The sequence below is a fragment of the Geodermatophilus sp. Leaf369 genome (assembly GCF_001424455.1).
GTDB lineage: Bacteria > Actinomycetota > Actinomycetes > Mycobacteriales > Geodermatophilaceae > Klenkia.
In genome coordinates, this window is sequence record NZ_LMQA01000001.1 from 404,102 (window position 1) to 428,584 (window position 24,483).

The following is a 24,483-nucleotide window of genomic DNA, read 5'->3' on the forward strand; positions in this document are numbered from 1 at the left end:
TGAGCAGTAGGCCGCCCTAAGAGGGGCTGTTGACCAGCACGTTCCCTGCGACGAGGGCGATACCGGCACCCACGATCAGTGCCGGACCGAAGGGCAGCTCGCCCTTCCGCCCCACCCGACGGGCCCCCAGGAGGGTGACGGCCAGCAGCGCTTGGACGACGAAGGCGGCCAGCGCGCCGGCCAGCACGGCCCCCCAGCCGACCCACCCCAGGTACAGCCCCAGGAGGCCGGCGAGCTTCACGTCGCCCATGCCCAGTCCCGAGGGGCTGAGGAGTGCCAGCAGCAGGAAGCCGGCAGCCAGCACCCCGGCCCCCGCGGCCGCCCGGCCGAGATCGGCCCCCGACCCGTCGATCACCGCGCTGAGCAGCAGGAACGCCGCTCCGGCCAGGAACGTGGGCCCGATGACCAGGTTCGGCAGCAGGTGGTGCCGGACGTCGACCAGGACCAGCAGGACGGCCGCTGCAGCGAGCACCAGGAACGCCGGCAGGTCCGTCCGCGGACCGGTCCACAGCGCCGTCAGGCCGAACAGCACAGCGGTCGCTGCGGCCACGTACAGGGCGCCCACAGACCGGTGACTGCGCGTGGCCGGTTCACCCGCGGGAGTGGCCGGACGGGGCCAGCGGTGCTCCAGGGCACGGTGGAGGCCTGTTCCGACCGCCCCGCCGAGGACGGCGCAGACCCCCACGAGCAGGGCTGTCACCCGGCGTCCGGGCAGCTCCGGGGGGCCACCGGGCCACTCTGACACGCACGGTGGCCGACTCCGAGGCGCTCGCGACCGTGTCGAGGAGGGTGGCCTGCCGCGGCGGACTGTCCCCCGGCCGCTGGCTGGCCACCGAGCGCCGATCCGTACGAGACGGCGCGGCCGGGCACCCGGCAGGACAGCTCCGGCACCCCGGGTCTGGCCCAGGATGGCCGCCCAGAGGCGGCGTCATGCACGGCGCGCGACGCCGCGGACGCCCCCCGGTGGTCCTTCGGCACCTACCGCGATGAGCCCCGGCGCTGGCTCGAGGCCCGCTCCATGCAGGTGGGGCAGGCCTGGTCGGCGCCGGTGTCGAAGGACTGCTCGCCCCACACCCGCACGGCGACGTTGCACAGCGAGGTGGTCGGGGACAGGTCGGCACCGCCCGGTTCGACCGCGTGCCACGGCCCGGTCAGCTGCTCGGCCGTCTCTCCGCCGACGCCGCCGGACAGGGTCACCGGCGTGGTCTCGCGGCCGGTCCAGTAGTCGCTCATCCCCCGACCCTGCCGGTTCGGCGGCCGCGCCGCCGTCCAGAGGTCGCCGCCGACGGAGGTCGACCGCGCCGCCGTCGCTCGACCCGCGCCAGGGCGCGTGCCGGCCGACGACGACGTGGGTCGACCCGAGCTGCTGCGCGCCCCCCGACGGCCCGTGGGTCAGCGGGAGGAGGTGAGCCGGGGCAGGTCGGCGAAGACGGCGTCCAGGGCGGAGTGGGCCGCGCCCAGCAGGCCGGCGCGCGGGCCGGCCTGGCTGACCCGCACCTCCAGGCCGTCGGTGACCAGCGGGGGGCTCTGCGCGTACACCGCCGAGCGGACGCCGGCGACGAAGGCCTCGGCCTGGCTCAGCCAGCCGGCGAGCACCAGGCGGTCGGGGTTGACCAGGTTGACGATGGTGGCCAGCACGGTGCCGGTGCGGCCGCCGGCCTCGCGCAGCAGCCGGGTGGTCTGCGGGTGGGCGTCCCGCGCCAGGTCGAGCAGGTCGTCGACCCCGGCGACGGTCACCCCCTCGTCGCGCAGCCGCTGGGCCAGCGCGGCCCCGCTGGCCACCGCGTCCAGGCAGCCCACCCGCCCGCAGGAGCAGGCCACCGGCTCCGCGTCGGGCACGGTCACGTGGCTGATGTCCCCGGCGAACCCGCGGGCCCCGCGTTGCAGGGCGCCGTCCACCACGATCCCGCAGCCGATCCCCGACCCGGCCTTGACCAGCACCAGGTGCTCGGCCGTCGGGTCGGTGGCGTGCTCGCCCAGGGCCATCAGGTTGGCGTCGTTGTCGACCACCACCACCGTGCCCGCGGGCAGGTGCGGCCGGGCGACCGCGGCGACGTCGGCACCGTTCCACCCGGGCATCCGGGCCGGGGAGGTGACCACGCCACCGGGGAAGGCGACCGGCCCGGGGACCCCCAGGCCCAGGCCCAGCAGCGGACCCGCCGCGGGGCCCTGGTCGGCGAGCAGCTCGCCCAGCACCCCCGACACGGTGGCCAGGACGACGTCGGGCCCGTCGCCGACCCGGACCGGCACCCGGCGCTCCCCCAGCAACCCGCCGGTCACGTCGAGCACCGCGCAGTCGGCGTGCTGCTCCCCGAGACCGACCGCCCCGACCACCCCCAGCCCGGGCCGCAGGGCCAGCCGTCGTGGTGGGCGGCCGCTGCCGGTCACCGGCCCGGCGACCTCGGCGAGGACCCCCGCACCCAGCAGCTCGTCGACCCGGCCCGCCACCGTGGTCGGGGACGCCCCCGTCAGCCGGGACAGCTCGGCGCGCGAGGACGCCCGGCCACGGCGGACCAGGGAGACCAGCGACGTCGGCGACCCCGGGCGGGCGAGGGAGGCGGGAGGCACGACGGCAGTAGAGCACGCGATCGGCTCGAATGTCCCGCCCGTTAAAACCTTTCTGGATTAACTCCTGGGTCTTTTGCGTGCAACCCCCGGGTGCTTACTGTTCGCGGCGTCACACCCCGCCCCTGCCCCGGAGGAGTCAGCCGTGTCCGGTACCGCGCCCAGCGCCACCCCGATGGTCAGCCTGCGCGGCGTCCAGAAGCACTTCGGTGCCCTGCACGTGCTGCGCGACGTCGACCTCGACGTCGCCGCCGGGGAGGTGGTCGTCGTCATCGGCCCCTCGGGTTCGGGCAAGTCCACCCTGTGTCGCACGATCAACCGGCTGGAGCCCGTCGACTCCGGTGAGGTGCGCGTGGACGGCGTCCTCGTGCCCGCGGAGGGCGCCGCGCTCGCCCGGCTGCGCGCCGACGTCGGGATGGTCTTCCAGTCCTTCGACCTCTTCGCCCACAAGACCGTGCTGGAGAACGTCTGCCTGGCGCCGGGGATGGTGCGCAAGACCCCCAGGGCGCAGGCCCGCCGGGAGGCGATGGCCCTGCTGGAGCGGGTCGGCATCGCCGACAAGGCCGGCCACGTCCCCGCCCAGCTCTCCGGCGGCCAGCAGCAGCGGGCGGCCATCGCCCGCGCCCTGGCCATGCAGCCCAAGGTGATGCTCTTCGACGAGCCCACCTCCGCGCTGGACCCCGAGATGGTCGCCGAGGTCCTGGCCGTGATGACCGCGCTGGCCGACGAGGGCATGACGATGGTCGTGGTCACCCACGAGATGGGCTTCGCCCGCCGGGCGGCCGACCGGGTGGTCTTCATGGACGCCGGGCGCATCGTCGAGGTCGCCCCGCCCGAGGAGTTCTTCGCCGGCGGCGGCAGCGAGCGCACCCGCAGCTTCCTGTCCGCGGTCCTCACGCACTGACCCCTCAGCTCCGGCGCGCGAGTCCGCGGCGCCGGTCCTCCCCCGCCCCGGCGGGTCCGTCGAAAGGCAAGGAATGAGCCGCACCCTCCGGCGACGCTCCACGATCGCCGCATCCCTCGCGCTGGTCGCGTCCCTCGCGCTGGGCGCCTGCGGGGGCTCCGACTCGGGCTCCTCCGCGGTGCCGCCCTCCGCCGGCGGCGGCGGGGACGACGCCCTGCAGGAGGTCTACGACAACGCGCCCGTCGCCGAGGCCGCGGCCCTGCTGTCGGACTCCACGATGGCCGCGATCCGCGAGCGCGGCGTGCTGCGCGTCGCCGCCGCCCTGGACGCCCCGCTGCTGAGCCAGCAGGACCCGAGCAACCCCGACGACATCCAGGGCTTCGACATCGACCTGGCCAAGATGCTGGCGATCTACATCATCGGCGAGCCGAACATCGAGGTCGTGCCCCCGGCGTCGGAGACCCGCGAGGCGCTGCTGACCAACGGCACCGTCGACGTCGTCTTCAACACCTACACGATCACCGAGGAGCGGGCCGAGCAGATCTCCTTCGCCGGCCCGTACTTCGTCTCCGGCCTGGCCGTCGCCGTCGCGGCGGACAACGAGGACATCGCCGGGATCGACGACCTGGGTGGCCGCACCGTCATCGTCGGGGCGAACACCCCCGCCGTCACCGCGGTGCCCGAGCAGCAGCCCACGGCCGAGGTGGTCAGCTTCGCCACGGACCCGCAGTGCGTGCAGGCCCTCACCCAGGGCCGCGGCGACGCCTACGTGCAGGACTACACCCTGCTGGCCGCCGACGCGGAGTCCAACGACGGGATCAAGGTGGTCGGCCAGCCGTTCACCGAGGAGGCCTACGGCATCGGCCTGCCGCCCAACGACCCGGACTTCAAGGACTTCGTCAACGACTGGCTCGAGCAGATCTACGCCGACGGCTCCTGGGCCGCGGTCTTCGACGCCACCCTCGGCACGGTCGGTGACGGCAGCACGCCCGAGCCGCCGGCCATCGGCTCCGTCCCGGGTTCCTGACCTGATCAGCAGCAGCGCCGGCAGGAGGATCCGTTGAGCGCCCTCGTCGACGCCTGGCCCCAGCTCCTCTCGGGCCTGGGCACCACCGTGTTCGTCCTGGTCACCTCCGCCGTGGGTGCCCTCGTGCTCGGCACCCTGGTGACGGTGGCCCGGGTCAGCCCGGTCCCCGTCCTGCGCGCCGCGGCGTTCGGGTACGTCCAGGTGCTGGTCAACGTCCCCCTGCTGGCGCTGCTGCTGCTCGCCGTCTTCGCCCTGCCCGATGCCGGGCTGATCGCCCCGCTGGTGACCACGGCGATCGTCGTGCTCACCGTCTACGAGGCCGCCTACGTCGCCGAGGCGCTGCGCAGCGGCATCAACACCGTGTCGCGCGGGCAGGTCGAGGCCGCCCGCGCACTGGGCTTCACGCTCGCCCAGACCCTGCGGCTCGTCGTCGTCCCCCAGGCCGCGCGGACCGTCGTCCAGCCCCTGGGCAACGTGCTCATCGCGCTGCTGATGAACACCGCGCTGACCGCGACCGTCGGGGTCGTGGAGCTGACCAGCGCGACCAACAAGGTCAACCTGGTCCAGGCCCAGCCGATCCCGATCTTCGGCGCGGCCGGGCTGGTCTACATGGCCCTGGCGCTGGTGATCGGGCTGGGCGCCGGCCGCATCGAGAAGAGGGTGGCGATCCGCCGATGAGGCAGCCCGAGACCGCCCACCTCTACGACGAGCCCGGTCCGCGCGGCCGCCGCCGGATCCGCATCGCCTCCGTGGTCAGCGTGCTGGTGTTCGCCGGGGTCGTGGCGCTGATGCTCCGTCAGTTCGCCTCCCGCGGGCAGCTGGACGCCGACCGCTGGACGCCGTTCCTGTCCTGGCCCATCTGGGAGTACCTGCTCGTCGGGCTCCGCGGCACCCTGCTCGCGGCGGCGGTCGTCGCCGTCCTGGGCGGTGCGCTGGGCGTGCTGCTGGCCCTGGGCCGGCTCAGCCCGATCCGGCCGCTGCGCTGGCTGTGCACCGGGTTCATCGAGGTGTTCCGCACCCTGCCGGTGCTGCTGCTGATCTACCTCATGCTCTTCGGCCTGCCCGCCTACGGGATCAACCTGCCGGTGCTGTGGAAGCTCGTCGTCCCGCTGACGATCGCCAACGCGGCCGCCTTCGCCGAGATCGTCCGGGCCGGGGTGCTCAGCCTGCCCCGCGGACAGACCGAGGCCGGGTACTCCCTGGGCATGCGGCGGCTGCAGGTGATGCGCGCGGTGGTGCTGCCGCAGGCGCTGCGCGCGGTCACCCCGTCGCTGGTCGTCCAGCTGGTCAGCCTGCTCAAGGACACCTCGCTGGGCTACGTCGTCGCCTTCACCGAGCTGCTGTACCGGGCGCAGGTGCTCAGCGCCTACAACCGATTGCTCATCCAGACGTTCCTCGTCGTCACGCTCGTCTACCTCGTGGTGAACGGCCTGCTCTCCGCGCTGGCCTCCCGCCTGAGGCGCCGGACGACGAGGACGGCCGCCCCGATCGCCCCCGCCACCCCCGCCCAGCCGGGCGCACCCGCCGTGGAGGCCCCCCGTGTCTGACCCCGTGCTCGCCGAGCTCGCCGTCGTCGTCCGCTCCGGTCTGGTCGAGAGCCGGCACCTGGGCTCCCTGGTGGCCCTGGCCGCCGACGGGTCCGTCGCCCTGGAGCTGGGCGACCCCGATGCCGTCGTCCTGCCGCGGTCGACGACGAAGCCGCTGCAGGCGCTGGCCTGCCTGGAGGCCGGCGCCCCGCTGGCCGGCCCGGCCCTCGCGATCGCGGCCGGGTCGCACACCGGCGAGGACCGGCACGTCGACGTCGTCCGGGCCGTGCTGGCGGAGGCCGGGCTGGACGAGTCCGCGCTGCGCTGCCCGCCGGACCTGCCCGAGGACGAGGAGACCCGCCTGCGACTGCTCCGGGCCGGCGAGGGCCCCTCCCGGGTGCGGATGAACTGCTCGGGCAAGCACGCGGCGATGCTGCTGGCCTGCGCGGTCGCCGGCTGGCCCACCGAGGGCCACCTGCAGGCCGACCACCCGCTGCAGCGGCTGGTGCACGACGTCGTCGCCCGGGAGACCGGTCGGCCGGTCGGGCACACCGCCGTCGACGGCTGCGGCGCCGCCCTCTTCGGGACGACGGTGCGCGGCCTGGCCACCGCCTTCCGGTCCCTGGCGCTGGCCGCCGACGGCCCGGCCGCCCGGGTCGCCACGGCGATGCGGACCCACCCGGAGTTCGTCGGCGGGCGCGGGCACGTCAACAGCCGGCTGATGGCCGAGCTGCCCGGGGTGGTCGCCAAGGGCGGCGCCGAGGGCGTCATCGGGGTCGCCGGTCCCGACGGTCGGGCCGTGGCGATGAAGGTGGTCGACGGGAGCCCGCGGGCCACCACCGTCGTCGCGCTGGCCGTGCTCCGGGGGCTCGGGGTCGACACCTCCCCGGTGGCCGACCTGGAGACCGTGCCCGTGCTCGGCGGCGGCGTGCCCGTGGGCGAGGTCCGACCCGGGGCCGCGGTGGTCGGCCGGTGACCGCCGTCGAGATCTGCGTCGACGACGTCGAGGGCGCGCTGGCCGCGGCCTCGGCCGGGGCCGACCGGGTCGAGCTCTGCGCGGCCCTCGGCGAGGGGGGCGTGACCCCGAGCGCCGGCACGCTGGCCGCGCTGGCGAGCCGGGCACCGGCGCTGTCGGTGACCGTGCTGGTGCGCCCGCGGGGCGGGGACTTCGTGCACTCCCCCGTCGAGCTGGACGTCGTCTGCGCCGACGTGGCCGCCGCCCGTCGCACCCTGCCGGTCGTGGGGGTCACGGTCGGCCCGTTGAGCCCCGGCGGGTGGGTCGACCGGGCGGCACTGGACGCGGTGGTCGCCGCCGCCGGCAGCGCACCGGTCACCTTCCACCGCGCCTTCGACACCCTGGCCGACCAGCCGGCGGCCCTGGAGGACCTGGTCGCCGCCGGGGTCGCCCGGGTGCTCACCTCCGGCGGTGCCACCACGGCGCAGGAGGGCACAGCCACCCTCCGGGCGCTCGTGGAGCAGGCCGCCGGGCGGATCGAGGTCATGGCCGGCGGGGGCGTGCGGGCCGACCACGTCGCCCGGCTGGTGGCGGACACCGGCGTCCCCGCGGTGCACCTGCGCGCCGCCCGGACCGTCCGCTCCCCCGGCCACCGCAGCGCCACCCCGGTCGTCTACGACACCGGCACCCGCACGATCACCTCCACCGACGAGGTGGCCGCGGTCGTCGCGGCCCTGCGCGGACGGCGGGCGGGGTGAGCGACGGGTCCGCCGTGCTCGGCCTGGACGTCGGGGGGACCACCACCAAGGCCCTGCTCGTCGCCACCGACGGCCGGGTGGTGCACGAGGAGCGCCGGGCCACCGTCCCCGCGGCCGACCCGGTCGACGGGCTGGTCGCCGAGCTCGACCGGCTCACCGTCCTCGCCGCCGGCCACGGGCTCACCGTGGTCGGTGCCGGGGTGGTGACCCCCGGGCTCATCGAGGAGGCCACCGGCACCGTCCGGTACGCCTCCAACCTGGGCTGGCGGGACCTGCCGCTGCGCGCGGCCCTGCAGGCCCGGGCCGGCGTCCCGGTCACCACCGGCCACGACGTGCGGGCCGCGGGTCTGGCCGAGCAGCTGCTGGGCGCCGCGCACGGAGTCGACGACGTGCTCCTGGTGACCATCGGCACCGGGATCGCCGCGGCGCTGGTGAGCGGTGGGCGCCCCCTGGCCGGGGGCACCGGGGCGGCTGGCGAGATCGGGCACGCCCCGGTCCGGCCCGGCGGGGAGCCCTGCCCCTGCGGGCAGCGCGGCTGCCTGGAGGTCTACGCCTCCGGCGCCGGGGTGGCCCGCCGCTACGAGGCCCGCGCCGGGCAGGCCCGGTCCGCCGCCGGTGTGGTCGGGCGGCTGGACGAGGACCCGGTGGCCCGGGAGGTGTGGGCCGACGCGACGTCCGCGCTGGCCGACGCCCTGGTGACCGCCACCCTGCTCCTGGACCCCTCCGTCGTCGTCCTCGGTGGTGGGCTGACCGCGGCCGCCGCCGACCTGCTCGACCCGGTCCGGGCCGGGTTGGCGGCCGGGCTGACCTGGCGCCCGGCGCCTCCGGTGCACCTGACCCGGCTCGGGTCGCTGGCCGGGTCGCTGGGCGCCGCCGCGATGGCGATGACCCACGTCGGCCGGTCCGCCGACCTGGCGGGCTGGCGGGCCGTCCCGGCCCGGTGAGTCAGTCGCGCCCCAGCTCCAGGGTCGTCGCCACCTCGTAGCGGTCGCCGCGGTAGACCGACCGGGTGTGCTCCACCGGCCGCCCGCCCGCGCGGCCGACGCGGTCGAAGGACAGCACCGCCCGTCCGGGCGCCAGGCCGAGCAGGGTCGCCGTCCCGGGGTCGGCCTCGGCGGCGCGCACGGACTGCTCGGCCCGGTCGACGGTGGCCCCGTACGCGTCGGTGAGCAGGGTGTACAGCGAGCCGGTGAGGTCGTGGGCGTCCAGGTCGGGGGCCACGGTCGCCGACCACCAGCCGTCGTCGACCGACATGGGCTCGCCGTCGGCCAGCCGGAGCCGGCGGACGTGCCAGGCCGGTTCGTCCTCACGCAGGGCCAGCGCGGCCCGGGTCGGCGGGGGCGGCACGGCCGAGGCCACCTCGAGCACCACCGTGGAGGGCTGCAGGCCCATCCGTCGCATGTCCTCGGCGAAGGAGGCCAGGTGGAGCCGGGAACGGGCGGGCCGCTCGGCCACGAAGGTGCCCGACCCGGGCACCCGCACCAGCACCCCGTCGGCGACGAGCTGACCCACGGCCTCGCGCACCGTGATCCGGCTGACCCCGTGCACCTCGCACAGCTGCCGTTCGCTGGGCAGCGCGGCGCCGGGAGGCAGGCCCCGGGCCGATGCCAGCAACCGGTCCCGCAGCTGCTCGTGCAGTGCCTGCGGACCCCGGGTGAGGGGGTCGGTCACCAGCCCTGCCCGACCAGCTTGTGCGTCAGGACGTACCGGGCGTAGTCCGCGCGCTGCAGGCGCCCGGCGGCGGCCTCGTCGACGACCAGGGTGACGTGCGGGTGCAGCTGCAGCACCGACCCCGGGCAGGACGTCGTCACCGGTCCCTCGGCCGCGCCCGCGACGGCGGCGGCCTTGGCCTCGCCGGTGGCCACGAGCACGAGGTGCTCGGCCGCGGAGATCGTGCCCAGCCCCTGGGTCAGCACGTGCCGCGGGACGGCGTCGACGTCCCCGCCGAAGAACCGGGCGTTGTCCCGGCGGGTCTGCTCGGTGAGCGTCTTGACCCGGGTGCGGCTGGCCAGCGAGGAGCCCGGCTCGTTGAACCCGACGTGCCCGTTGGCCCCGATGCCCAGCACCTGGACGGCGACCGGCCGCAACCCGGTGACCAGCGCCTCGTAGTCGCCGGCGGCCTGCAGCGGGTCCGCGGCCGACCCGTCGGGCCCGTGCACCCGCGCCGGGTCCATGCCCAGGGCGTCGGTGAGTTCGCGCCGGATGACCTCGCGGTAGGACTCCGGGTGCCCGGCGGGCAGGCCGACGTACTCGTCGAGCAGGACGGCGGTGACGGCGTCGAAGCGGAGCCCGGCCGCGTGCCGGGCGACGAGCTCGCGGTAGGCCAGCAACGGCGAGGAGCCGGTGGCCAGGCCGATAATCACCTCGCCGGGGGCGCCCTCGACGGCGGCGGTCACCACGTCGGCGACCACCCGTCCGCAGTCCTCGGGGGTGGGCAGGACGACGACCTCCACGGTCAGTTCTCCTCTCGGTGCACCCGGACCCCGGCGGCGTAGACCGCGACGGGGACCAGGTCGGGGGTGGTGACCAGCACGTCGGCGCGCCGGCCCGGGGTCAGCTCGCCGACCTCGGCGTCCAGGCCGAGGAGCCAGGCGGGGGTGCGGGTGGCCGCGGTGACCGCGGCGGCGAGGTCGACGCCGGCGTCGCGGACCGTGCGGCGCAGCACGTCCGACAGCGTCGCGGTGCCCCCGGCGATCGCGGTCGGGTCGTGCGCGAGCCGGGCGACCCCCTCCCGGACGGTCACGTCCAGGGCGCCGAGGCGGTAGGCGCCGTCGGGCTCCCCGGCGGCCGCCATGGCGTCGGAGACCAGTGCGACCGCGTCCGGGCCCACCAGGTCGAACACCGTCGCGACCGTCTCGGGGGCGAGGTGCACGCCGTCGGCGACGAGCTCGACCACGAGCTCGCCCCGGGCGGCCGCGGCCAGGCAGGTGGCCACCGGACCGGGGGCCCGGGACAGCAGCGGGGGCATGCCGTTGAACAGGTGCGTGGCGCTCACCGGAGGCCCGGCGGCCCGGACGACCGCGGCGGTGGTGGCCGCGTCGGCGTCGGTGTGCCCGAGGCTGGGGAGCACCCCGTGCGCCCGGCAGACGGCCAGCAGCTCGGCGGCGTGGTCGGTCTCCGGGGCGAACGTCACCGACACGACGGCCCCGGTCGACAGCAGCGTCTCGAGCTCTGCCGGGTCCCCCGGGCGCAGGGCCGCGGGGTCCTGCGCACCGCACCGGGCGGCGGAGAGGTACGGCCCCTCCAGGTGCACGCCGGCCAGCACGTCGCCGACCACGGGGGCCAGCAGTGCCAGCCGGTCCCGCAGCACGGTGGGTGTCGCGGAGACCAGGGAGGCGACGAGCGTCGTCGTCCCCCGGGACCGGTGGTGGGCCGCTGCGCGCCGGACGCCGGCCTCGTCGCTGTCGGGGAACGAGCCGCCGGCGCCGCCGTGGCAGTGCACGTCGACCAGGCCCGGCAGCAGGAGGTGGCCGGTCGGCGGGGGCGGGTCGGGGTGGTCGGCCGCGGGGAGGACGGCGGTGACCCGGTCGCCGTCCAGGACCAGCACCGCGTCGTCGGTGGTCGTGCCGCCGGAGACGAGGCGTCCGCGCAGGGTGGTCGGCACGGCACCTCCTGGTCTGACCGGTCATGACCAGTAGACCAGACCGCTCAGCCCGCCGCGACCACCCGGTCCAGCCACTCCACCAGCAGCCGCTGCTCGGCCGGGGTGAGCACCCCGAGGTCGGCGGCCCGGGCCCGCAGCGCCACCGCAGCGGCCGCTCCGTCGCCGTCCGCGGCGGGGCCGGCGACGACGACCCGGGCCAGCACCGCCTCGATCATGGTGTCGACGAGCGCGGGGTCCCGATCCGCCGGCAGGGTGGCGAGCAGCGACAGCACCAGCCCCGTGCCGGCGGCGTGCACGAGCTCGGCGGCCCGGTGCTCGCCGACGCGCAACCGGCCGGCGAGGGCCACCCGGTGCACCCGGGCGGCGAGGACCTCCCGCCCCGCGCGGGCCGCCGCCGAGCGGGGTGCCCGGCCCGGGTCGCTCAGCAACGCGAAGACCCCGGGGTGGGCCAGGCCGAACTCGACCTGCGCCCGCCAGCCGGCCCGCAGGTCCTCGACCGGGTCGACGCCCTCGTCGGTGGCCGCCCGGACGACCGCCGCCTTGCTCGCGACGTGTCCGGCGAGCACGTGCTCGGCCACCGCCTCCAGCAGCCCGTCCTTGTCCCCGAAGAGCCGGTAGATCGCGGGGGCCTGCACCCCGGCCGACTCGGCGACCCCCCGGGTGGTCACCGCGTCCGGTCCGGCCTCGTGCAGCAGGCGCGCTGCCGCCTCGACGATCGCCGCCCGGGTCGTGGTCGCCGCTGTCATGCCGCCGACGATAGCGCCGGTCCGACATCGTGGTTATCGTCGATAACACCAACGAGGTACCAGCGATACGAGGAGCACTCCATGATCGTCGTCACCGGGGCCACCGGCGCGCTCAACGGCGCCACCGTCGACCACCTGCTGGAGCGGGTGCCGGCCGAGCAGGTCGCCGTCGCCGTCCGCGACCCCGACCGGGCCCAGCGCTTCGCCGAGCGGGGTGTCGCCGTCCGACAGGCGGGCTACGAGGACCCGGCTGCCCTGCGCGCGGCCTTCGCCGGGGCCGACCAGGTGCTGCTGGTGTCCTCCAACGACCCGGGCGCCGACGCCGTGGCGCTGCACCGGGCGGCCGTGGACGCCGCGGTGGCCGCCGGCGTCGGGCGGGTGCTGTACACCAGCCACCAGGGCGCCGCCGCCGGCTCGCCCTTCGCCCCGGCCCGCGTGCACGCGGCCACCGAGGACCTGCTGGAGCAGTCCGGGCTGGCCTGGACGTCGCTGCGCAACGGCTTCTACGCGCACAGCCTGGACTGGCTGGCCGGACCGTGGCGGGAGACCGGGGTCGTCACGGTCCCGGTGGAGGGCCCCGTCTCCTGGACCGCCCGCGACGACGCCGCCGAGGCCGCCGCCGTCGTGCTGGCCGCCGGCGGCGGGTACGACGGCCCGGTCACGATGACCGCCGGCGCCGCCCCCACGTTCGCCGACGTCGCCCGCACGGCCGCCGAGGTGTCGGGGAGTCCGGTGGAGCTCGCAGTCGTGGGCAGGGACGCGTGGCTCGCCGGGCAGCTGGCCGCGGGTCGCCCGGAGGGCGTGGCCCGCTTCACGCTGGGCATGTACGAGGCGGCCGAGCAGGGCTTCTTCGCCGGCACGGACCCGCTGCTGGGTCAATTGATCGGCCGGGAGCCGCGCACGGTGCGCGACCAGCTGGCGGGCTGAGGGCGACGGACGAGTCGGCCTGTACGCCGGGTTCTGTCCCCGGGTGCCTCACGGCCTCCCGATGGGCGGCCATCCATCTAGGCCTGCGGTTGCCCGCAGGCTCGAGCGGTCTACCCGGAGGCTCGGGCGGGCAGCCCTCGAACGCCTCCGCAGTGCGGCGGCGAGCCGCCGCACCTTCCTGACCTTGCTCCGGGTGGGGTTTACCGAGCCACACCGGTCACCCGGTGTGCGGTGGTCTCTTACACCGCCGTTTCACCCTTACCAGTGCGAGCACTGGCGGTCTGTTCTCTGTGGCACTGTCCCGCGGGTCGCCCCGGGTCGCTGTTGACGACCACCCTGCCCTGTGGAGCCCGGACGTTCCTCGGGACCCGGGGTCTCCCCCGCGCCACGCGGCCGCCCAGCCGACTCGTCCGTCGTGCTGGGCAGCCTACCGGTGACTCAGCCCCAGAAGAGCCGGAACCCGACCCGCCGGTCGCCGTCCTCGGTGAGCGTGGCCTGGTCGACCACCTGCCGCGCCTGCTCCTCGACCGGTACGTCCGGCGCGAGCACCTCCAGGTACCGGCGGTGCTCGGTGAGGGAGGCGACGGCGAGCTCCACGCCGTCGGCGACGTCCACGACGTGCGGCGGGTCGCCGATGGTCTGCACCGCGACGTACTCCGCGCCCGACCACGGCTCCTCGGTCAGCTCCGGGAAGATCCACTCGTTTCCGGCGTCGGCGACGGCGTCCAGCACCGAGCGGGACAGCGCCCGGTGGTCCGCGGAGTTCCAGGCGGCCGGCGTGACGTCGGGTCCGGTCCAGGTGTCCGCGCCGTGCAGGGTGACCACCAGCTCGGGGCGGTGCCGGCGGATCGCTGCGGCCAGGTCGCGCCGCAGCGCCGGGCCCTCGACCAGGGTGCCGTCGCGGTGGTCCAGGAACTCCACCTCGGTCACCCCGACGACGGCGGCAGAGCGGCGTTCCTCCTCCTCGCGCAGCGGCCCGGCCTCGGCCGGGGGCATCCCGGCGATCCCGGCCTCCCCGCGGGTGGCCAGCAGGTAGTGCACCTCCTTGCCGGCCGCGGTCCACACGGCGACGGCGGCGGCCACCCCGTACTCGATGTCGTCGGGGTGCGCGGCGACCACGAGCGCGCGGGACCAGTCGGTGGGGAACGGGGCAGGCATGCCCGGAGTCTGGTCCTCAGCTCCGGGCGACGTCGAGCAGGACGGCGGCCAGCTCCCCGGGCGCGCTGATCATCGGGTCGTGCCCGGTGGCCAGCTCCACCATCGACCACCCGGGCTGCCCGGCCACCCGGGCCCGCGACGGGTCGATGCTGGCCAGCGGCGGGGCCGTGCAGCTGACGTAGGTGCGCGGGCGGGCCGACCACCGCGCGGCGTCGAAGTGCACCGGGTCGTCGTAGACCCCGCCGGGGTGGGTCGTCTGCCGGCGGTCCACCCAGGCGGCGTCGTCCCCGGTGAGCCCGAAGACCGTCGCGGGCGGTGCGGGCAGCACCCCGTCGGCCGCGATCTGGGTGCGCTGTTCCGCCTTCGTGTCGGGCGGGCTGAGCGACGACCAGCACTCCCCCGGCTCGGGCAGCACGGCGTCGACGTAGACCAGCGGGCCGACGGCGTCCCCGAGCACGTCGGCGGCGGCGGTCACCGGCACCCCGGCGTAGCTGTGCGCGACGAGCACGGCCCCCCGGCACTCCTCGGCCCGGACGACGGCGACGACGTCGTCCACGTGGGTCTGCAGCGTCACCCCGGTGACCCCGGGCCGCTCCCCCACCCCGCTCAACGACACGGTGACCGCGCGCGCACCCCCGGCCCAGAGCAGCGGCAGCACCCGCCGCCAGCTCCACGCCCCGTGCCACGCACCGTGGACCAGCACGACGTCCCTCATCGGGCCATCATGGCCCGGCTCAGCTGCGGACGGCCTCCGCGCGCTCGGGGGCGGGTGACTCGGTCTGCGGGCTCGGCCCGCGCACCAGCAGGGCGACCAGCACGGCGCCGACCAGCCCGGCGGCACCGGCGACCAGCAGCACGTCGCGCAGGCCGTCGGCGTAGGCAGCCGACAGCAGCTCGGTGAGCCCCCCGCGGGCATCGGCGGGGGCCGAGCCGATCACCTGCTGGGCCTGCCCACCGGACAGCGCGGACGCCGTCCCGGTCGGGTCGTCGGCGCCGGCCTCGGTCAGCGCGCGCGTGGTGCCGGCTGCGAACACCGACCCGAGGACGGCGACCCCCACGGCGAAGCCCAGCTGGCGGGCGGTGTTCACCGCACCGGAGGCCATCCCGCTGCGCTCGCGGGGCACCGAGGCCAGCGCCGCGGAGGTGACCACCGGGTTGCAGATGCCGACACCCAGGCCCAGCACGGCGAGCCCGGGGACGAGGATCCCCCAGCTCGCTCCCCCGTCGACCCGGGCCATCAGGAGCGCCCCGGCACCGATGATCGCCAGGCCGACGGCCAGCACGACCCGCGGGGACCGGTCGGTGAGCTTCTTCCCGGCGACCGCGGCGGCGACGAAGCTGACTGCCGACAGCGGGATGAAGACCGCACCGGCCTGCAGCGGGCTGAGGCCGAGGATCGACTGCAGCCACAGCGACAGGTAGATCGAGTTGGCGAACGCGGCCAGGTTGAGCAGCAGCGAGCCGATCATGATGCCGGTGAACCGGGTGGTGCGGAACAGCCGGAGGTCGAGCATCGGGGCCTCGCGGCGCAGCTCGATGACCACCCAGCCGGCGAGGACGACGAACCCGGCGACGATCGGGCCCCAGGAGCCGAGGTCGGCCCAGCCGTTGGCGGCGGCCTCGACCAGGCCGTAGACGATCGCGCCGGCACCCAGGGTGAAGGTGGCGATGCCGGGGACGTCGGGGTGCGGGGCGCCGGACTGCTTGGACTCCTCGACCACCTTGAGGGTCAGCAGCACGGCGAACAGCGTCACCGGCAGGTTGACCAGGAAGATCCACCGCCAGGACAGCTCGGTGAGCAGCCCGCCCAGGATCGGGCCGGCCGCGGCGGCTGCGCCGACGACGGCGCCCCAGATGCCGAACGCCGTCCCCCGGTCGCGGCCGCGGTAGATCGCGTTCAGCAGCGCGATCGTGGTGCTGAACATGGCGGCGGCACCGATGCCCTGCACCGCGCGGGCCGCGATGAGCAGCTCGGCGTTCGGGGCGAGGCCGCAGGCCAGCGAGCTGACCGCGAAGAGCGTCAGCCCGCCGAGGTAGAGCTTCTTGCGCCCGTACAGGTCGGCCAGCGACCCGGCACCGAGCACGAGGGCGGCCAGGGCCAGGGCGTAGACGTCGACCACCCACTGGAGCTGGTCGAACGAGGTGCCCAGGGACGTCGCGATGTCCGGCAGAGCGACGTTCACGATCGTGACGTCGATGAGGAGCATGAACGTGCCGGCACAGACCGCGACGAGCGGCCACCACTTGCGCATGGCGCCGGTCATGCCCGGCAGTTGCTCACCCCAACCTCTCCGCCTGCGGAAGCGGCGCTGGTCACACCCCGCGGGCCACCCGGAGCGCCGTGGCGATCATCGGGGCCTGGAACGGGATCCGCGCCGCGGCGACGGCCCGGGCCCGGCCGGAGGTGACCCGGAGGGTGTGCAGGTGCGCCGGGAGGAAGGCGGCGAGCAGGCCGGCGGCGGCCCAGCCGCCCACCGACCGCGTGCCGGGGACGGCGAGCAGCGCGGCGGTGGCCAGCTCGGCCACCCCGCTGCCGGTCACCCAGGGCCGCCCGGGACCCAGCTCCGGCGGCACCATCCACGTGAACGTCCGGGGCCGGACCAGGTGCAGCACCCCCGAACCACCCAGAGCCACGGCCAGTCCCGCTGCGCGCACGTCGATCCCCATGCGGGAACCGTAGGCTCGCCGCTCGTGTCCGTCGTCGACCTGCTCATCGCTGCGGGGGTCGCCCTGCTGGCCGGTGGGATCAACTCCATCGCCGGCGGTGGCTCCCTGATCCTGTTCCCCACCCTGGTCGCGCTCGGCCTGCCCACGGTGGCCGCCAACGTCACCAACTCCGTCGCCCAGTGGCCGGGGTACCTCGGCGCGGTCATCGGCTTCCGGGACCACTACGCCGGCCAGCGCCGGCGGCTGGTCGCGATGTCGGTGGTCGCCACCCTGGGCGGGACGGCGGGCAGCATCCTGCTGCTGACCACCCCCTCGAGCGCCTTCGACACGATCGTGCCGGTGCTGGTGCTGTTGGCCAGCCTGCTCATCGGGCTGCAGCCGCTCCTCACCCAGCGCCTCAAGGCCCGGGAGACCGACGGCGAGCGCCGCGACCCGCTGTGGCTCTACGTCGTGGTGTTCCTGGCCTGCGTCTACGGCGGCTACTTCGGCGGCGCGCTCGGCGTCATCCTCACCGCGGTGCTGGCCATCGGGCTGGGCCGGCTGAAGCTGGCCAACGCGGTCAAGAGCCTGCTCGCCCTGGTCACCGCCAGCACCACGGTGGTGGTCTTCGGCTTCTTCGGCCCCGTCGACTGGCTGCTGGTCGCCGTCTGCGCCCCGGCCGCGCTGGTCGGGGGCTTCCTCGGTGCCCGGGTCGCCTCCAGGATCCCGACCACCCCGCTGCGGGTGTTCATCGTGGTCTTCGGCGTCGCCGTCGCGGCCTACCTCTTCCTCCGTTGATGGACGTGGACGTGGTGGCCCTCCTGGTCGCCGGTGTGCTGCTCGTGGCCTCCCTGGTCGCGGCCGTCGTCGACTCGCCCCGGCTGCCCGGTGCCGCCGTCGCCGTCCCCGGCGCGCTGCTGCTGGCGGTGCTCGGCGTGGTCGGCTGGCCCGACGCCGAGGCCACCGTGCGGGAGATCGCCCCCACGGTCGGCTTCCTCGTGGTGATCCTGCTGTTGAGCGACCTGGCCGACCGGGAGGGCCTGTTCTCCTGGTCGGCCGCGGTGACCGCCCGCCGGGCCGGCCGCTCGTCGCAGGGCCTGCTGGTGCGGGTGGTCGCGCTGTCCGCCGTCGTCACCGCCGTGCTCAGCCTCGACGCGACCGTCGTGCTGCTCACCCCGGTCGTGCTGGCCACCGCCGCCCGGATGCGGGTGCCGGCCCGCCCGCACGCCTACGCCGCCGGGCACCTGGCCAACTCGGCCTCGCTGCTGATGCCGGTGTCGAACCTGACCAACCTGCTCGCCTTCGCCGCGACCGGGCTGACGTTCCTGCACTTCACCGCGCTGATGGCCGGGCCCTGGGTGGTCGCCGTGCTGGTCGAGTACGTGGTGCTGCGCTGGCTGTTCCGGGCCGACCTGCGGGTCCCGGTGGGCGAGCCGGTGCACGACGTCCCGCCGACACCCCGCCTCGCGCTGGCCGTCGTCGTCCTCACCGTGATCGGGTTCGGGGTCTCCTCGCTGGTCGACCTCTCCCCCGTCTGGCCGGCGCTGCTCGGGGTGCTCGTGCTGGCCGGCAAGCAGCTGGCCACCCGGCGCACCCGCCACGCCGACCTGCTCGCCGCGGCCAACCTGCCGTTCGCGCTCTTCGTGTTCGGCCTGGCGGTCATCGTGCTGGGCCTGCAGCTCAACGGCCTCGAGCGGCTGCTCACCGCCGTGCTGCCGGACGGCGAGAGCCTGCTGGCCCTGCTGGCCGTCGCCGCGGTCTCCGCCGTCGTCGCCAACCTGCTCAACAACCTGCCGGCCACCCTCGCCCTGCTGCCGGCCGCCGCGGTGGGTGGCCCGCCGACGCTGCTCGCCGTCCTCATCGGGGTCAACGTGGGCCCCAACCTCACCTACGTCGGGTCGCTGGCCAACCTGCTGTGGCGCCGGGTCTTCGCCGCCACCGGCGAGGAGTCCCCCAGCCCGGCGAGGTTCAGCCTGGTCGGCCTGGCCACGGTGCCGCTCACCCTGGTGCTGGCCACCGTCGCCCTCTGGGCCGCCCTCCAGGTCTGACACCCCCTGACAAAGGAACCTCTGCACCCCCTGGGCGGCTCGTCAGGGGGTGCAGAGGTTGCTTCGTCATTCGCCGCCGCGGCCGGGGTCGCCGATGGCGATCATCGCCTCCACCGCCCGGCGGGCCTTCGTCGCGATCTCCGTCGGCACCTCGATCGCGCCGCTCCCCGTCTGCAGGGTCCGCAGCAGCTTGGCCGGGGTGATCATCTTCATGTAGCGGCAGGCGGCGCGGGAGTTCATCGGCAGGAACTCGGTGACGCTGTTGAGGTTGCGCAGCTGGTGCAGGATTCCGATCTCGGTGGCCACCAGCACCTGCTTGGCCGTCGTCGCCTGGGCGGCCTCGGCCATGCCCCCGGTGGACAGCACCCGGGTGCGGTCGGCGGGCAGGTCGCCGTTGCTGACCAGGTCCAGCACCGAGGTGGTGCAGCCGCACTCGGGGTGCACCAGGATCTCCGCGTCGGGGTGGGCGGCGATCTGCGAGCGGACGTCGGAGGGTGAGATGCCCGCGTGCACGTGGCACTCCCCGGCCCAGATGTGGATGTTCCGCCGACCGGTGACCCGCTTGACGTGCGCGCCGAGGAACTGGTCGGGGCAGAAGAGGATCTCGCGGTCCTCGGGGATCGAGCGGATGACGTCGGCGGCGTTGGAGCTGGTGCAGCAGACGTCGGTCTCGGCCTTGACCGCGGCGGTGGTGTTCACGTAGCTGACGACGACGGCGCCGGGGTGCTCGGCCTTCCACTCGCGCAGCTGGTCGGCGGTGATCGAGTCCGCCAGCGAGCAGCCGGCGTCGAGGTCGGGCAGCAGCACGGTCTTGTCCGGGGACAGGATCTTGGCGGTCTCGGCCATGAAGTGGACGCCGCAGAAGACGATCTCGCGGGCGTCGGTCTCGGCGGCGACCCGGGACAGGTAGAGCGAGTCACCGGTGTGGTGGGCGACGTCCTGGATCTCGGGCACCTGGTAGTTGTGCGCCAGGACGACGGCGCCGCGCTCGTCGGCCAGCCGGCGGACCTCGGCGGCCCACTCCTCGTACTGCGCCGGGGACAGCGTCCGCTCGTCACCGATGGGGGCGGCTGGGGCGATCGTCATGGGAGCTCCCGGGGGTCGACGGCGCTGACGGTGACCATGATCCCCCGTCGCCGCCGACCGCCGGTGCCCAGCCTGCCCTTACGATCTGCGCGTTCCCCCGATGCTCAAGCTCTTGAGGACCTCATGCGCCGTCGCCCGCTCGCTCTCGCCGTGCTCGCCACCACCGCCCTGGCGGTCACCGCCTGCGCCCCCCAGGAGTCCTCCGACGCCGGCGCGTCCGGCAGCAGCGGCGGCGGCTCTTGCGCCCCGGCCGACCTGGACACCGTCGCCGACGACACGCTCACCATCGCCACCGACCAGCCGGCCTACGAGCCGTGGATGGTCGACGACGACCCGACGAACGGCGAGGGCTACGAGTCCGCGGTGGCCTACGCGGTCGCCGAGCAGCTGGGCTACACCGAGGACCAGGTCGAGTGGACGCGGGTGCAGTTCAACACCGCGATCTCCCCCGGGGACAAGTCCTTCGACTTCGACATCAACCAGTTCACGATCAACGACGAGCGCCGTCAGGCCGTGGACTTCTCCTCGCCGTACTACACCGCCACCCAGGCCGTGATCACCACCGCGGGCTCCGCGGCCGACGGCGCGACCAGCCTGGCCGACCTGCAGGACCTGCGCCTCGGCGCCCAGGTGGCCACCACCAGCCTCACCGTGCTGACCGACGTCATCGACCCGACCACCGACCCGGTCGTGTTCAACACCAACGACGACGCCAAGCTCGCGCTGCAGAACGGCCAGGTCGACGCGATCGTCGTCGACCTGCCCACCGCCTTCTTCATCACCAGCGCGGAGCTGGACGACGGCGTGATCGTCGGCCAGGTCGCCGACTCCGGCGAGAGCGGCGACCAGTTCGGGCTGCTGCTGGCCAAGGACTCCCCGCTGACCGACTGCGTCAGCCAGGCCGTGGACGCCCTGGAGGCCGACGGCACGCTGGCCGACCTGCAGGACCAGTGGCTGTCCCAGGCCGCCGACGCACCGGTCCTGAACTGACCGCCACCGTCACCGGCGGGGCGCCGGGCATGCCGGCGCCCTCGGAGCTCGAACGGGGACGGCGGGCCTTCCGGGCCCGCCGTTCCCGGCGGTCCACCCTGGTGGCGCTGGGCTCGACGCTGGTCTTCTTCGTCGTCGCCTACCTCGTCGTCACCCGGTCCCCGGGCTGGCCCCGGGTGCAGGCCACGTTCTTCTCCCTGGACGTCGCCCGAGACTCCTTCCCCGAGATCCTGCAGGGCCTGTGGCTCAACGTGCAGGTGCTCGTCGTCGGCGGGCTGTGCGTGCTGGTGCTGGGCCTCGGCATCGCGGTCCTGCGCACGTTGCGCGGCCCGGCGTTCGCCCCGCTGCGCATCCTGGCCACCGGCTACGTCGACCTGTTCCGCGGCATGCCGCTGATCATCACGCTGTACCTGGTGGGATTTGGCTTCCCGGCGCTGCAGCTGCAGGGGCTGCCCACCTCCCCCTTCGTGCTGGGTACGACGGCGATCGTGCTGACCTACTCGGCCTACGTCGCCGAGGTGTTCCGCGCCGGGATCGAGTCGGTGCACCCCAGCCAGCGCGCCGCCGCCCGCTCGCTGGGCCTCTCGCACCGGCAGTCGATGCGGATCGTGGTGCTGCCCCAGGCCGTCCGCAACGTGACCCCCGCGCTGCTCAACGACTTCGTCGCCCTGCAGAAGGACGTCGGGCTGATCTCGGTGCTCGGCGCGATCGACGCGGTCCGCCAGGCGCAGATCATCGTCGGGCAGACCTTCAACTTCACGCCCTACGTGGTCGCCGGGCTGCTCTTCGTGCTGCTCGCCGTCCCCTCGGCCCGGATCGCCGACGGCGTCGCCGCCCGGGCCCGTCGTCGTCAGCAGTCAGGATCTGTGTTGTGAGTCAGCCCGTGCTCGACGTCCGCGGCGTGGTCAAGGCGTTCGGCGACAACGTGGTGCTGCGGGGCGTGGACCTCGCCGTCGGCGAGCACCAGGTGGTGGCCCTCATCGGCGGCTCGGGGTCGGGCAAGTCCACCCTGCTGCGCTGCACCTCGTTGCTGGAGACCGTGGACGACGGCCAGGTGCTGCTCGACGGCGAGGACGTCACCGACCCCCGGGTGGACGCCGACGCCGTCCGCCGCCGCCTCGGCGTCGTCTTCCAGGCGTTCAACCTGTTCCCGCACATGACCGTGCTGGACAACGTGACCCTGGCCCCGGTGCGCGTGCACGGCCGCTCCAAGGCCGACGCCCGCGAGGAGGCACTCGGCCTGCTGGAGCGGATCGGGCTGGCCGACAAGGCCGGGGAGTACCCGGACCGGCTGTCGGGCGGTCAGCAGCAGCGGGTGGCCATCGCCCGGGCCCTGGCGGTGCGCCCCCGGGTGCTGCTGCTGGACGAGATCACCTCGGCGCTGGACCCCGAGCTGGTCGGTGAGGTGCTGCGGGTGGTCCGGGAGGTCGCCGCACAGGGCATGACCATCGTGATGGCGACCCACGAGATGGGCTTCGCCAAGCAGGTCGCCGACACCGTCTGCTTCCTGTCCGACGGCGTGATCCTGGAGTCCGGCCCGCCCGAGCAGGTGCTGGGCGAGCCCGTCGAGGCCCGCACACGCCAGTTCCTCTCCCGCGTCATCGACGCCGGCCGCCTCTGACGAGAAGCGCCCTTCTCGTCAGCACGGCTGACGAGAAGGGCGCTTCTCGTCAGGCCAGGTGCGACGTGTCGTTGACCAGGCGGACGGACGACGAGCCGTCGGTGCCCCACGTGACCGTGGAGAGCGACGCGGCCTCCAGGAAGACCTTGTAGACGACCTCGTCGCCCACGCCCAGGCCGGCGGCGAGCATCAGCTTGATCGGCGTCACGTGGCTGACGATCAGCACGGTCTTCCCGGCGTGCCGCTCGAGGATGCGGGCGCGGGCCGCGGCGACCCGGGTGGACACGTCGACGATCGACTCCCCACCGGGCGGGCGGACGTCGAGCGCGGTGCGCCAGCGCCGGAAGGCCAGCGGGTTGGCCGCCAGCGCCTCGGTGCCGGTCATCCCCTCCCAGCCACCGAAGTCCAACTCGCGCAGGTCGCGGTCGACCTCGATGCCCGTGTCGAGCACCTCGGCGACGGCGCCGGCGGTCTGCCGGCAGCGCTTGAGCGGCGAGGACACGATCGCCTCGATGCCGCGACCCACCATCGCCTGCGCGGCGGCGGCGGCATCGGCCCGGCCCAGGTCCGACAGGTCCAGGTCGCTGCTGCCACTGAACCGACGCTCGGGGGTGTGCGCCGTCCGGCCGTGCCGCAGCAGCAGCGTGGTGGTGGTGACCACCGGCGGCGGGGGGCCGGCCGGGGCCGCGGGCTCCTCGACGGCGACCGCGTCGGTCCCGAGGTCGCGGTGCACCGGCTTGCCGTCCATCGCGGAGTTCGCCAACGCGTCGGCGGCGGAGTTCTGCGCGCGCGGGATCCAGGTGTAGCGCACCTGGGCGAGCTGCCGGGCCAGGTCGCGGGCCTGCACCGCGAGCTTCTTCATGTCCGGGTGCTTGATCTGCCAGCGGCCCGACATCTGCTCGACGACGAGCTTGGAGTCCATCCGCACCTCGACGGTCGCGGTCGGGTCGATGCCCAACGCGGCCTCGAGTCCCGCGACCAGACCGCCGTACTCGGCGACGTTGTTGGTGGCGCGGCCGACCGACGCGGCCCGCTCGGCCAGCAGCCGCCCGGTGTCGGCGTCCTTCACCAGGGCGCCGTAGCCGGCCGGACCGGGGTTGCCCCGGGACCCGCCGTCTGCCTCGATGACGAGCCGGCGGCTCACAGACCGGACTCGGCGGTGCGGACCAGGATCCGGTTGCAGTTCTCGCAGCGCAGCACGGTGTGCGGGTCGGCGTTGCGGGCCGCGGCCAGCTCGGTCCCGTAGAGCTCGATCCGGCACCCCTCGCAGCGGCGGGCGTGCAACGCAGCCGCCCCGGTGCCCCCGGTCTGCGTGCGGACGCGCTCGTACAGCGCCAGCAGCGGGGCGCTGACGGTGCCGGCGATCTCCTCGCGCTTGGCGCCGTGCTCCTGCTCGCCCTCGGTGATCTCGGCCAGCACGGCGTCGCGGCGGCCCTCGGCCTCGTCCTGCTGGGCCCGGGCGCCGTCGAGACCGGTCTGGGCCGTCGCCAGCGTGGCGTCGAAGGCCTCCCGGCGCTCCATCAGCTCGAGGACCTGGTCCTCCAGGTCGCCCTGGCGCCGGGCGAGGGACTCCATCTCCTGCTGCAGGCTGGTCATCTCCTTGGGCGAGGCCGCCCCGGAGTCCAGCTTCTGCTGGTCGCGGGCCGACCGGGCCCGCACGGTGTCGACGTCGGCCTCCAGCCGCTTCTGCTCGCGGTCGAGGTCACGGACCTCGGTCTGCGCGCGCACCACGTCGGCGGAGAAGGCCCGTTGGGCGTCCTCTGCCTCGGCGACGGCAGCGTGTTCGGGAAGGGTGCGCCGGCGGTGGGCGAGTTGCGCGAGCGCGACGTCCTCCGCGGCGAGTGCCAGCAGCTTCTGCTGGTCGAAGTGGTCGGCCTGCACCCGTCCAACCTACCCGCGGCGGAGGGCGTGCCGTACCGCCT

The 24,483-nt window shown here is 75.1% G+C and carries 27 protein-coding genes and 1 other RNA gene; 13 read left to right on the plus strand and 15 right to left on the minus strand.

The features are described 5' to 3' along the window. Positions 1 to 16: 16 nt before the first annotated feature. The 3 genes from ASG36_RS22140 to ASG36_RS01965 form a co-directional block, all read right to left on the minus strand. Entirely contained in the window at positions 17 to 565 is a 549-nt protein-coding gene (locus ASG36_RS22140) for a prepilin peptidase (protein WP_055758754.1), read from the minus strand. Positions 566 to 978: 413 nt separating this feature from the next. Beyond that, entirely contained in the window at positions 979 to 1,233 is a 255-nt protein-coding gene (locus ASG36_RS01960) for a hypothetical protein (RefSeq protein WP_055758757.1), read from the minus strand. A 159-nt stretch (positions 1,234 to 1,392) separates the two neighbouring features. Beyond that, entirely contained in the window at positions 1,393 to 2,568 is a 1,176-nt protein-coding gene (locus tag ASG36_RS01965; protein WP_055758760.1) for an ROK family transcriptional regulator, read from the minus strand. Positions 2,569 to 2,740: 172 nt separating this feature from the next. On the opposite strand from ASG36_RS01965, the gene ASG36_RS01970 reads away from it, so the two are divergent. The 7 genes from ASG36_RS01970 (at position 2,741) to ASG36_RS02000 (ending at position 8,679) form a co-directional block, all read left to right on the plus strand. Then, positions 2,741 to 3,469 (plus strand): amino acid ABC transporter ATP-binding protein, encoded by a 729-nt coding sequence (locus tag ASG36_RS01970; protein ID WP_055762199.1) that lies wholly within the window; start codon positions 2,741 to 2,743, stop codon positions 3,467 to 3,469. 73 nt (positions 3,470 to 3,542) lie between these two features. Further along, a complete protein-coding gene (locus ASG36_RS01975; RefSeq protein WP_055758763.1) occupies positions 3,543 to 4,496 on the plus strand; it encodes a glutamate ABC transporter substrate-binding protein in 954 nt (317 codons plus the stop codon). A 33-nt stretch (positions 4,497 to 4,529) separates the two neighbouring features. Beyond that, on the plus strand, positions 4,530 to 5,174 hold the full coding sequence (locus ASG36_RS01980) for an amino acid ABC transporter permease (RefSeq protein ID WP_055758766.1): 645 nt from the start codon (positions 4,530 to 4,532) through the stop codon (positions 5,172 to 5,174). Continuing rightward, positions 5,171 to 6,043, plus strand: coding sequence for an amino acid ABC transporter permease (locus ASG36_RS01985; RefSeq protein ID WP_055758769.1), 873 nt, complete (start codon positions 5,171 to 5,173; stop codon positions 6,041 to 6,043). The genes ASG36_RS01980 and ASG36_RS01985 overlap by 4 nt, the downstream gene beginning before the upstream one ends. Next, complete coding sequence (locus ASG36_RS01990) at positions 6,036 to 6,998, plus strand: asparaginase (protein ID WP_055758773.1); 963 nt, start codon at positions 6,036 to 6,038, stop codon at positions 6,996 to 6,998. Before ASG36_RS01985 ends, ASG36_RS01990 begins: the two co-directional genes overlap by 8 nt. Continuing rightward, positions 6,995 to 7,735, plus strand: a complete 741-nt coding sequence (locus tag ASG36_RS01995; RefSeq protein ID WP_055758776.1) for a copper homeostasis protein CutC — start codon at positions 6,995 to 6,997, stop codon at positions 7,733 to 7,735. Before ASG36_RS01990 ends, ASG36_RS01995 begins: the two co-directional genes overlap by 4 nt. Then, the gene (locus ASG36_RS02000) at positions 7,732 to 8,679 is read left to right on the plus strand and encodes an ROK family protein (protein ID WP_055758779.1); all 948 of its coding nucleotides are present in this window, start codon (positions 7,732 to 7,734) and stop codon (positions 8,677 to 8,679) included. Before ASG36_RS01995 ends, ASG36_RS02000 begins: the two co-directional genes overlap by 4 nt. Before the next feature lies 1 nt (position 8,680). Here the strand turns inward: ASG36_RS02000 and ASG36_RS02005 are convergent, their stop codons facing one another. From ASG36_RS02005 to ASG36_RS02020, 4 genes are read right to left on the minus strand one after another with little or no spacing between them, the layout of a single operon-like run. Next, entirely contained in the window at positions 8,681 to 9,406 is a 726-nt protein-coding gene (locus ASG36_RS02005; RefSeq protein WP_055758782.1) for a GntR family transcriptional regulator, read from the minus strand. Further along, positions 9,403 to 10,188, minus strand: coding sequence for a glucosamine-6-phosphate deaminase (locus ASG36_RS02010; protein WP_055758785.1), 786 nt, complete (start codon positions 10,186 to 10,188; stop codon positions 9,403 to 9,405). Before ASG36_RS02010 ends, ASG36_RS02005 begins: the two co-directional genes overlap by 4 nt. A gap of 2 nt (positions 10,189 to 10,190) precedes the next feature. Further along, complete coding sequence (locus tag ASG36_RS02015; protein WP_055758788.1) at positions 10,191 to 11,339, minus strand: N-acetylglucosamine-6-phosphate deacetylase; 1,149 nt, start codon at positions 11,337 to 11,339, stop codon at positions 10,191 to 10,193. Between the two features lie 44 nt (positions 11,340 to 11,383). Further along, positions 11,384 to 12,085 (minus strand): TetR/AcrR family transcriptional regulator, encoded by a 702-nt coding sequence (locus tag ASG36_RS02020; RefSeq protein ID WP_055758791.1) that lies wholly within the window; start codon positions 12,083 to 12,085, stop codon positions 11,384 to 11,386. An 81-nt stretch (positions 12,086 to 12,166) separates the two neighbouring features. On the opposite strand from ASG36_RS02020, the gene ASG36_RS02025 reads away from it, so the two are divergent. Further along, positions 12,167 to 13,012 carry an NAD(P)H-binding protein gene (locus ASG36_RS02025; protein WP_055758794.1) on the plus strand — a complete coding sequence of 282 codons (846 nt, stop codon included), beginning with the start codon at positions 12,167 to 12,169 and terminating at the stop codon, positions 13,010 to 13,012. A 6-nt stretch (positions 13,013 to 13,018) separates the two neighbouring features. Here ASG36_RS02025 and rnpB read toward each other — a convergent pair. The 5 genes from rnpB to ASG36_RS02045 form a co-directional block, all read right to left on the minus strand. Continuing rightward, positions 13,019 to 13,421, minus strand: an RNA gene (gene rnpB, locus ASG36_RS08800) — RNase P RNA component class A. A gap of 29 nt (positions 13,422 to 13,450) precedes the next feature. Next, on the minus strand, positions 13,451 to 14,170 hold the full coding sequence (locus ASG36_RS02030; RefSeq protein ID WP_055758797.1) for a PIG-L deacetylase family protein: 720 nt from the start codon (positions 14,168 to 14,170) through the stop codon (positions 13,451 to 13,453). A 16-nt stretch (positions 14,171 to 14,186) separates the two neighbouring features. Next, positions 14,187 to 14,885 carry an alpha/beta hydrolase gene (locus tag ASG36_RS02035; RefSeq protein ID WP_055758800.1) on the minus strand — a complete coding sequence of 233 codons (699 nt, stop codon included), beginning with the start codon at positions 14,883 to 14,885 and terminating at the stop codon, positions 14,187 to 14,189. Positions 14,886 to 14,904: 19 nt separating this feature from the next. Further along, positions 14,905 to 16,434 carry an MFS transporter gene (locus ASG36_RS02040; protein WP_235494480.1) on the minus strand — a complete coding sequence of 510 codons (1,530 nt, stop codon included), beginning with the start codon at positions 16,432 to 16,434 and terminating at the stop codon, positions 14,905 to 14,907. A 49-nt stretch (positions 16,435 to 16,483) separates the two neighbouring features. Continuing rightward, positions 16,484 to 16,837, minus strand: coding sequence for a DoxX family protein (locus ASG36_RS02045; protein ID WP_055758803.1), 354 nt, complete (start codon positions 16,835 to 16,837; stop codon positions 16,484 to 16,486). Positions 16,838 to 16,861: 24 nt separating this feature from the next. Here ASG36_RS02045 and ASG36_RS02050 point away from each other — a divergent pair, with 24 nt between their 5' ends. Together ASG36_RS02050 and ASG36_RS02055 are read left to right on the plus strand one after the other, a co-directional pair. Continuing rightward, positions 16,862 to 17,614: a sulfite exporter TauE/SafE family protein gene (locus tag ASG36_RS02050; RefSeq protein ID WP_055758806.1), complete on the plus strand. Its 753-nt coding sequence runs from the start codon at positions 16,862 to 16,864 to the stop codon at positions 17,612 to 17,614. Then, on the plus strand, positions 17,614 to 18,864 hold the full coding sequence (locus ASG36_RS02055) for an SLC13 family permease (protein WP_055758809.1): 1,251 nt from the start codon (positions 17,614 to 17,616) through the stop codon (positions 18,862 to 18,864). Before ASG36_RS02050 ends, ASG36_RS02055 begins: the two co-directional genes overlap by 1 nt. A 66-nt stretch (positions 18,865 to 18,930) precedes the next feature. Here the strand turns inward: ASG36_RS02055 and nadA are convergent, their stop codons facing one another. Continuing rightward, positions 18,931 to 19,950, minus strand: a complete 1,020-nt coding sequence (gene nadA / locus ASG36_RS02060) for a quinolinate synthase NadA (protein ID WP_055758812.1) — start codon at positions 19,948 to 19,950, stop codon at positions 18,931 to 18,933. A 123-nt stretch (positions 19,951 to 20,073) separates the two neighbouring features. Here nadA and ASG36_RS02065 point away from each other — a divergent pair, with 123 nt between their 5' ends. Genes ASG36_RS02065 through ASG36_RS02075 form a run of 3 tightly spaced genes read left to right on the plus strand, consistent with a single transcriptional unit; the run spans position 20,074 to position 22,561 of the window. Next, the gene (locus tag ASG36_RS02065; protein WP_055758816.1) at positions 20,074 to 20,940 is read left to right on the plus strand and encodes a transporter substrate-binding domain-containing protein; all 867 of its coding nucleotides are present in this window, start codon (positions 20,074 to 20,076) and stop codon (positions 20,938 to 20,940) included. Between the two features lie 29 nt (positions 20,941 to 20,969). Then, on the plus strand, positions 20,970 to 21,815 hold the full coding sequence (locus ASG36_RS02070) for an amino acid ABC transporter permease (RefSeq protein ID WP_055762205.1): 846 nt from the start codon (positions 20,970 to 20,972) through the stop codon (positions 21,813 to 21,815). Continuing rightward, positions 21,812 to 22,561: an amino acid ABC transporter ATP-binding protein gene (locus ASG36_RS02075; RefSeq protein ID WP_055758819.1), complete on the plus strand. Its 750-nt coding sequence runs from the start codon at positions 21,812 to 21,814 to the stop codon at positions 22,559 to 22,561. Before ASG36_RS02070 ends, ASG36_RS02075 begins: the two co-directional genes overlap by 4 nt. 49 nt (positions 22,562 to 22,610) lie before the next feature. Here ASG36_RS02075 and ASG36_RS02080 read toward each other — a convergent pair whose 3' ends face one another. Together ASG36_RS02080 and ASG36_RS02085 are read right to left on the minus strand one after the other, a co-directional pair. After that, positions 22,611 to 23,705, minus strand: coding sequence for a bifunctional RNase H/acid phosphatase (locus ASG36_RS02080; protein ID WP_055758821.1), 1,095 nt, complete (start codon positions 23,703 to 23,705; stop codon positions 22,611 to 22,613). After that, on the minus strand, positions 23,702 to 24,442 hold the full coding sequence (locus tag ASG36_RS02085) for a zinc ribbon domain-containing protein (protein ID WP_055758825.1): 741 nt from the start codon (positions 24,440 to 24,442) through the stop codon (positions 23,702 to 23,704). Before ASG36_RS02085 ends, ASG36_RS02080 begins: the two co-directional genes overlap by 4 nt. Positions 24,443 to 24,483: the final 41 nt, after the last annotated feature.

Bases quoted from the DNA above. Each gene is read 5' to 3' on its own strand.
- ASG36_RS02020 (WP_055758791.1), bottom strand. From the start codon at position 12,085: ATGACAGCGGCGACCACGACCCGGGCGGCGATCGTCGAGGCGGCAGCG.
- ASG36_RS02070 (WP_055762205.1), top strand. From the start codon at position 20,970: ATGCCGGCGCCCTCGGAGCTCGAACGGGGACGGCGGGCCTTCCGGGCC.
- ASG36_RS02045 (WP_055758803.1), bottom strand. From the start codon at position 16,837: ATGGGGATCGACGTGCGCGCAGCGGGACTGGCCGTGGCTCTGGGTGGT.
- ASG36_RS01960 (WP_055758757.1), bottom strand. From the start codon at position 1,233: ATGAGCGACTACTGGACCGGCCGCGAGACCACGCCGGTGACCCTGTCC.
- ASG36_RS01975 (WP_055758763.1), top strand. From the start codon at position 3,543: ATGAGCCGCACCCTCCGGCGACGCTCCACGATCGCCGCATCCCTCGCG.
- ASG36_RS02035 (WP_055758800.1), bottom strand. From the start codon at position 14,885: ATGAGGGACGTCGTGCTGGTCCACGGTGCGTGGCACGGGGCGTGGAGC.
- ASG36_RS02030 (WP_055758797.1), bottom strand. From the start codon at position 14,170: ATGCCTGCCCCGTTCCCCACCGACTGGTCCCGCGCGCTCGTGGTCGCC.
- ASG36_RS02025 (WP_055758794.1), top strand. From the start codon at position 12,167: ATGATCGTCGTCACCGGGGCCACCGGCGCGCTCAACGGCGCCACCGTC.
- ASG36_RS02065 (WP_055758816.1), top strand. From the start codon at position 20,074: ATGCGCCGTCGCCCGCTCGCTCTCGCCGTGCTCGCCACCACCGCCCTG.
- ASG36_RS01985 (WP_055758769.1), top strand. From the start codon at position 5,171: ATGAGGCAGCCCGAGACCGCCCACCTCTACGACGAGCCCGGTCCGCGC.
- ASG36_RS02040 (WP_235494480.1), bottom strand. From the start codon at position 16,434: ATGACCGGCGCCATGCGCAAGTGGTGGCCGCTCGTCGCGGTCTGTGCC.
- ASG36_RS01970 (WP_055762199.1), top strand. From the start codon at position 2,741: ATGGTCAGCCTGCGCGGCGTCCAGAAGCACTTCGGTGCCCTGCACGTG.
- ASG36_RS02055 (WP_055758809.1), top strand. From the start codon at position 17,614: ATGGACGTGGACGTGGTGGCCCTCCTGGTCGCCGGTGTGCTGCTCGTG.
- nadA (WP_055758812.1), bottom strand. From the start codon at position 19,950: ATGACGATCGCCCCAGCCGCCCCCATCGGTGACGAGCGGACGCTGTCC.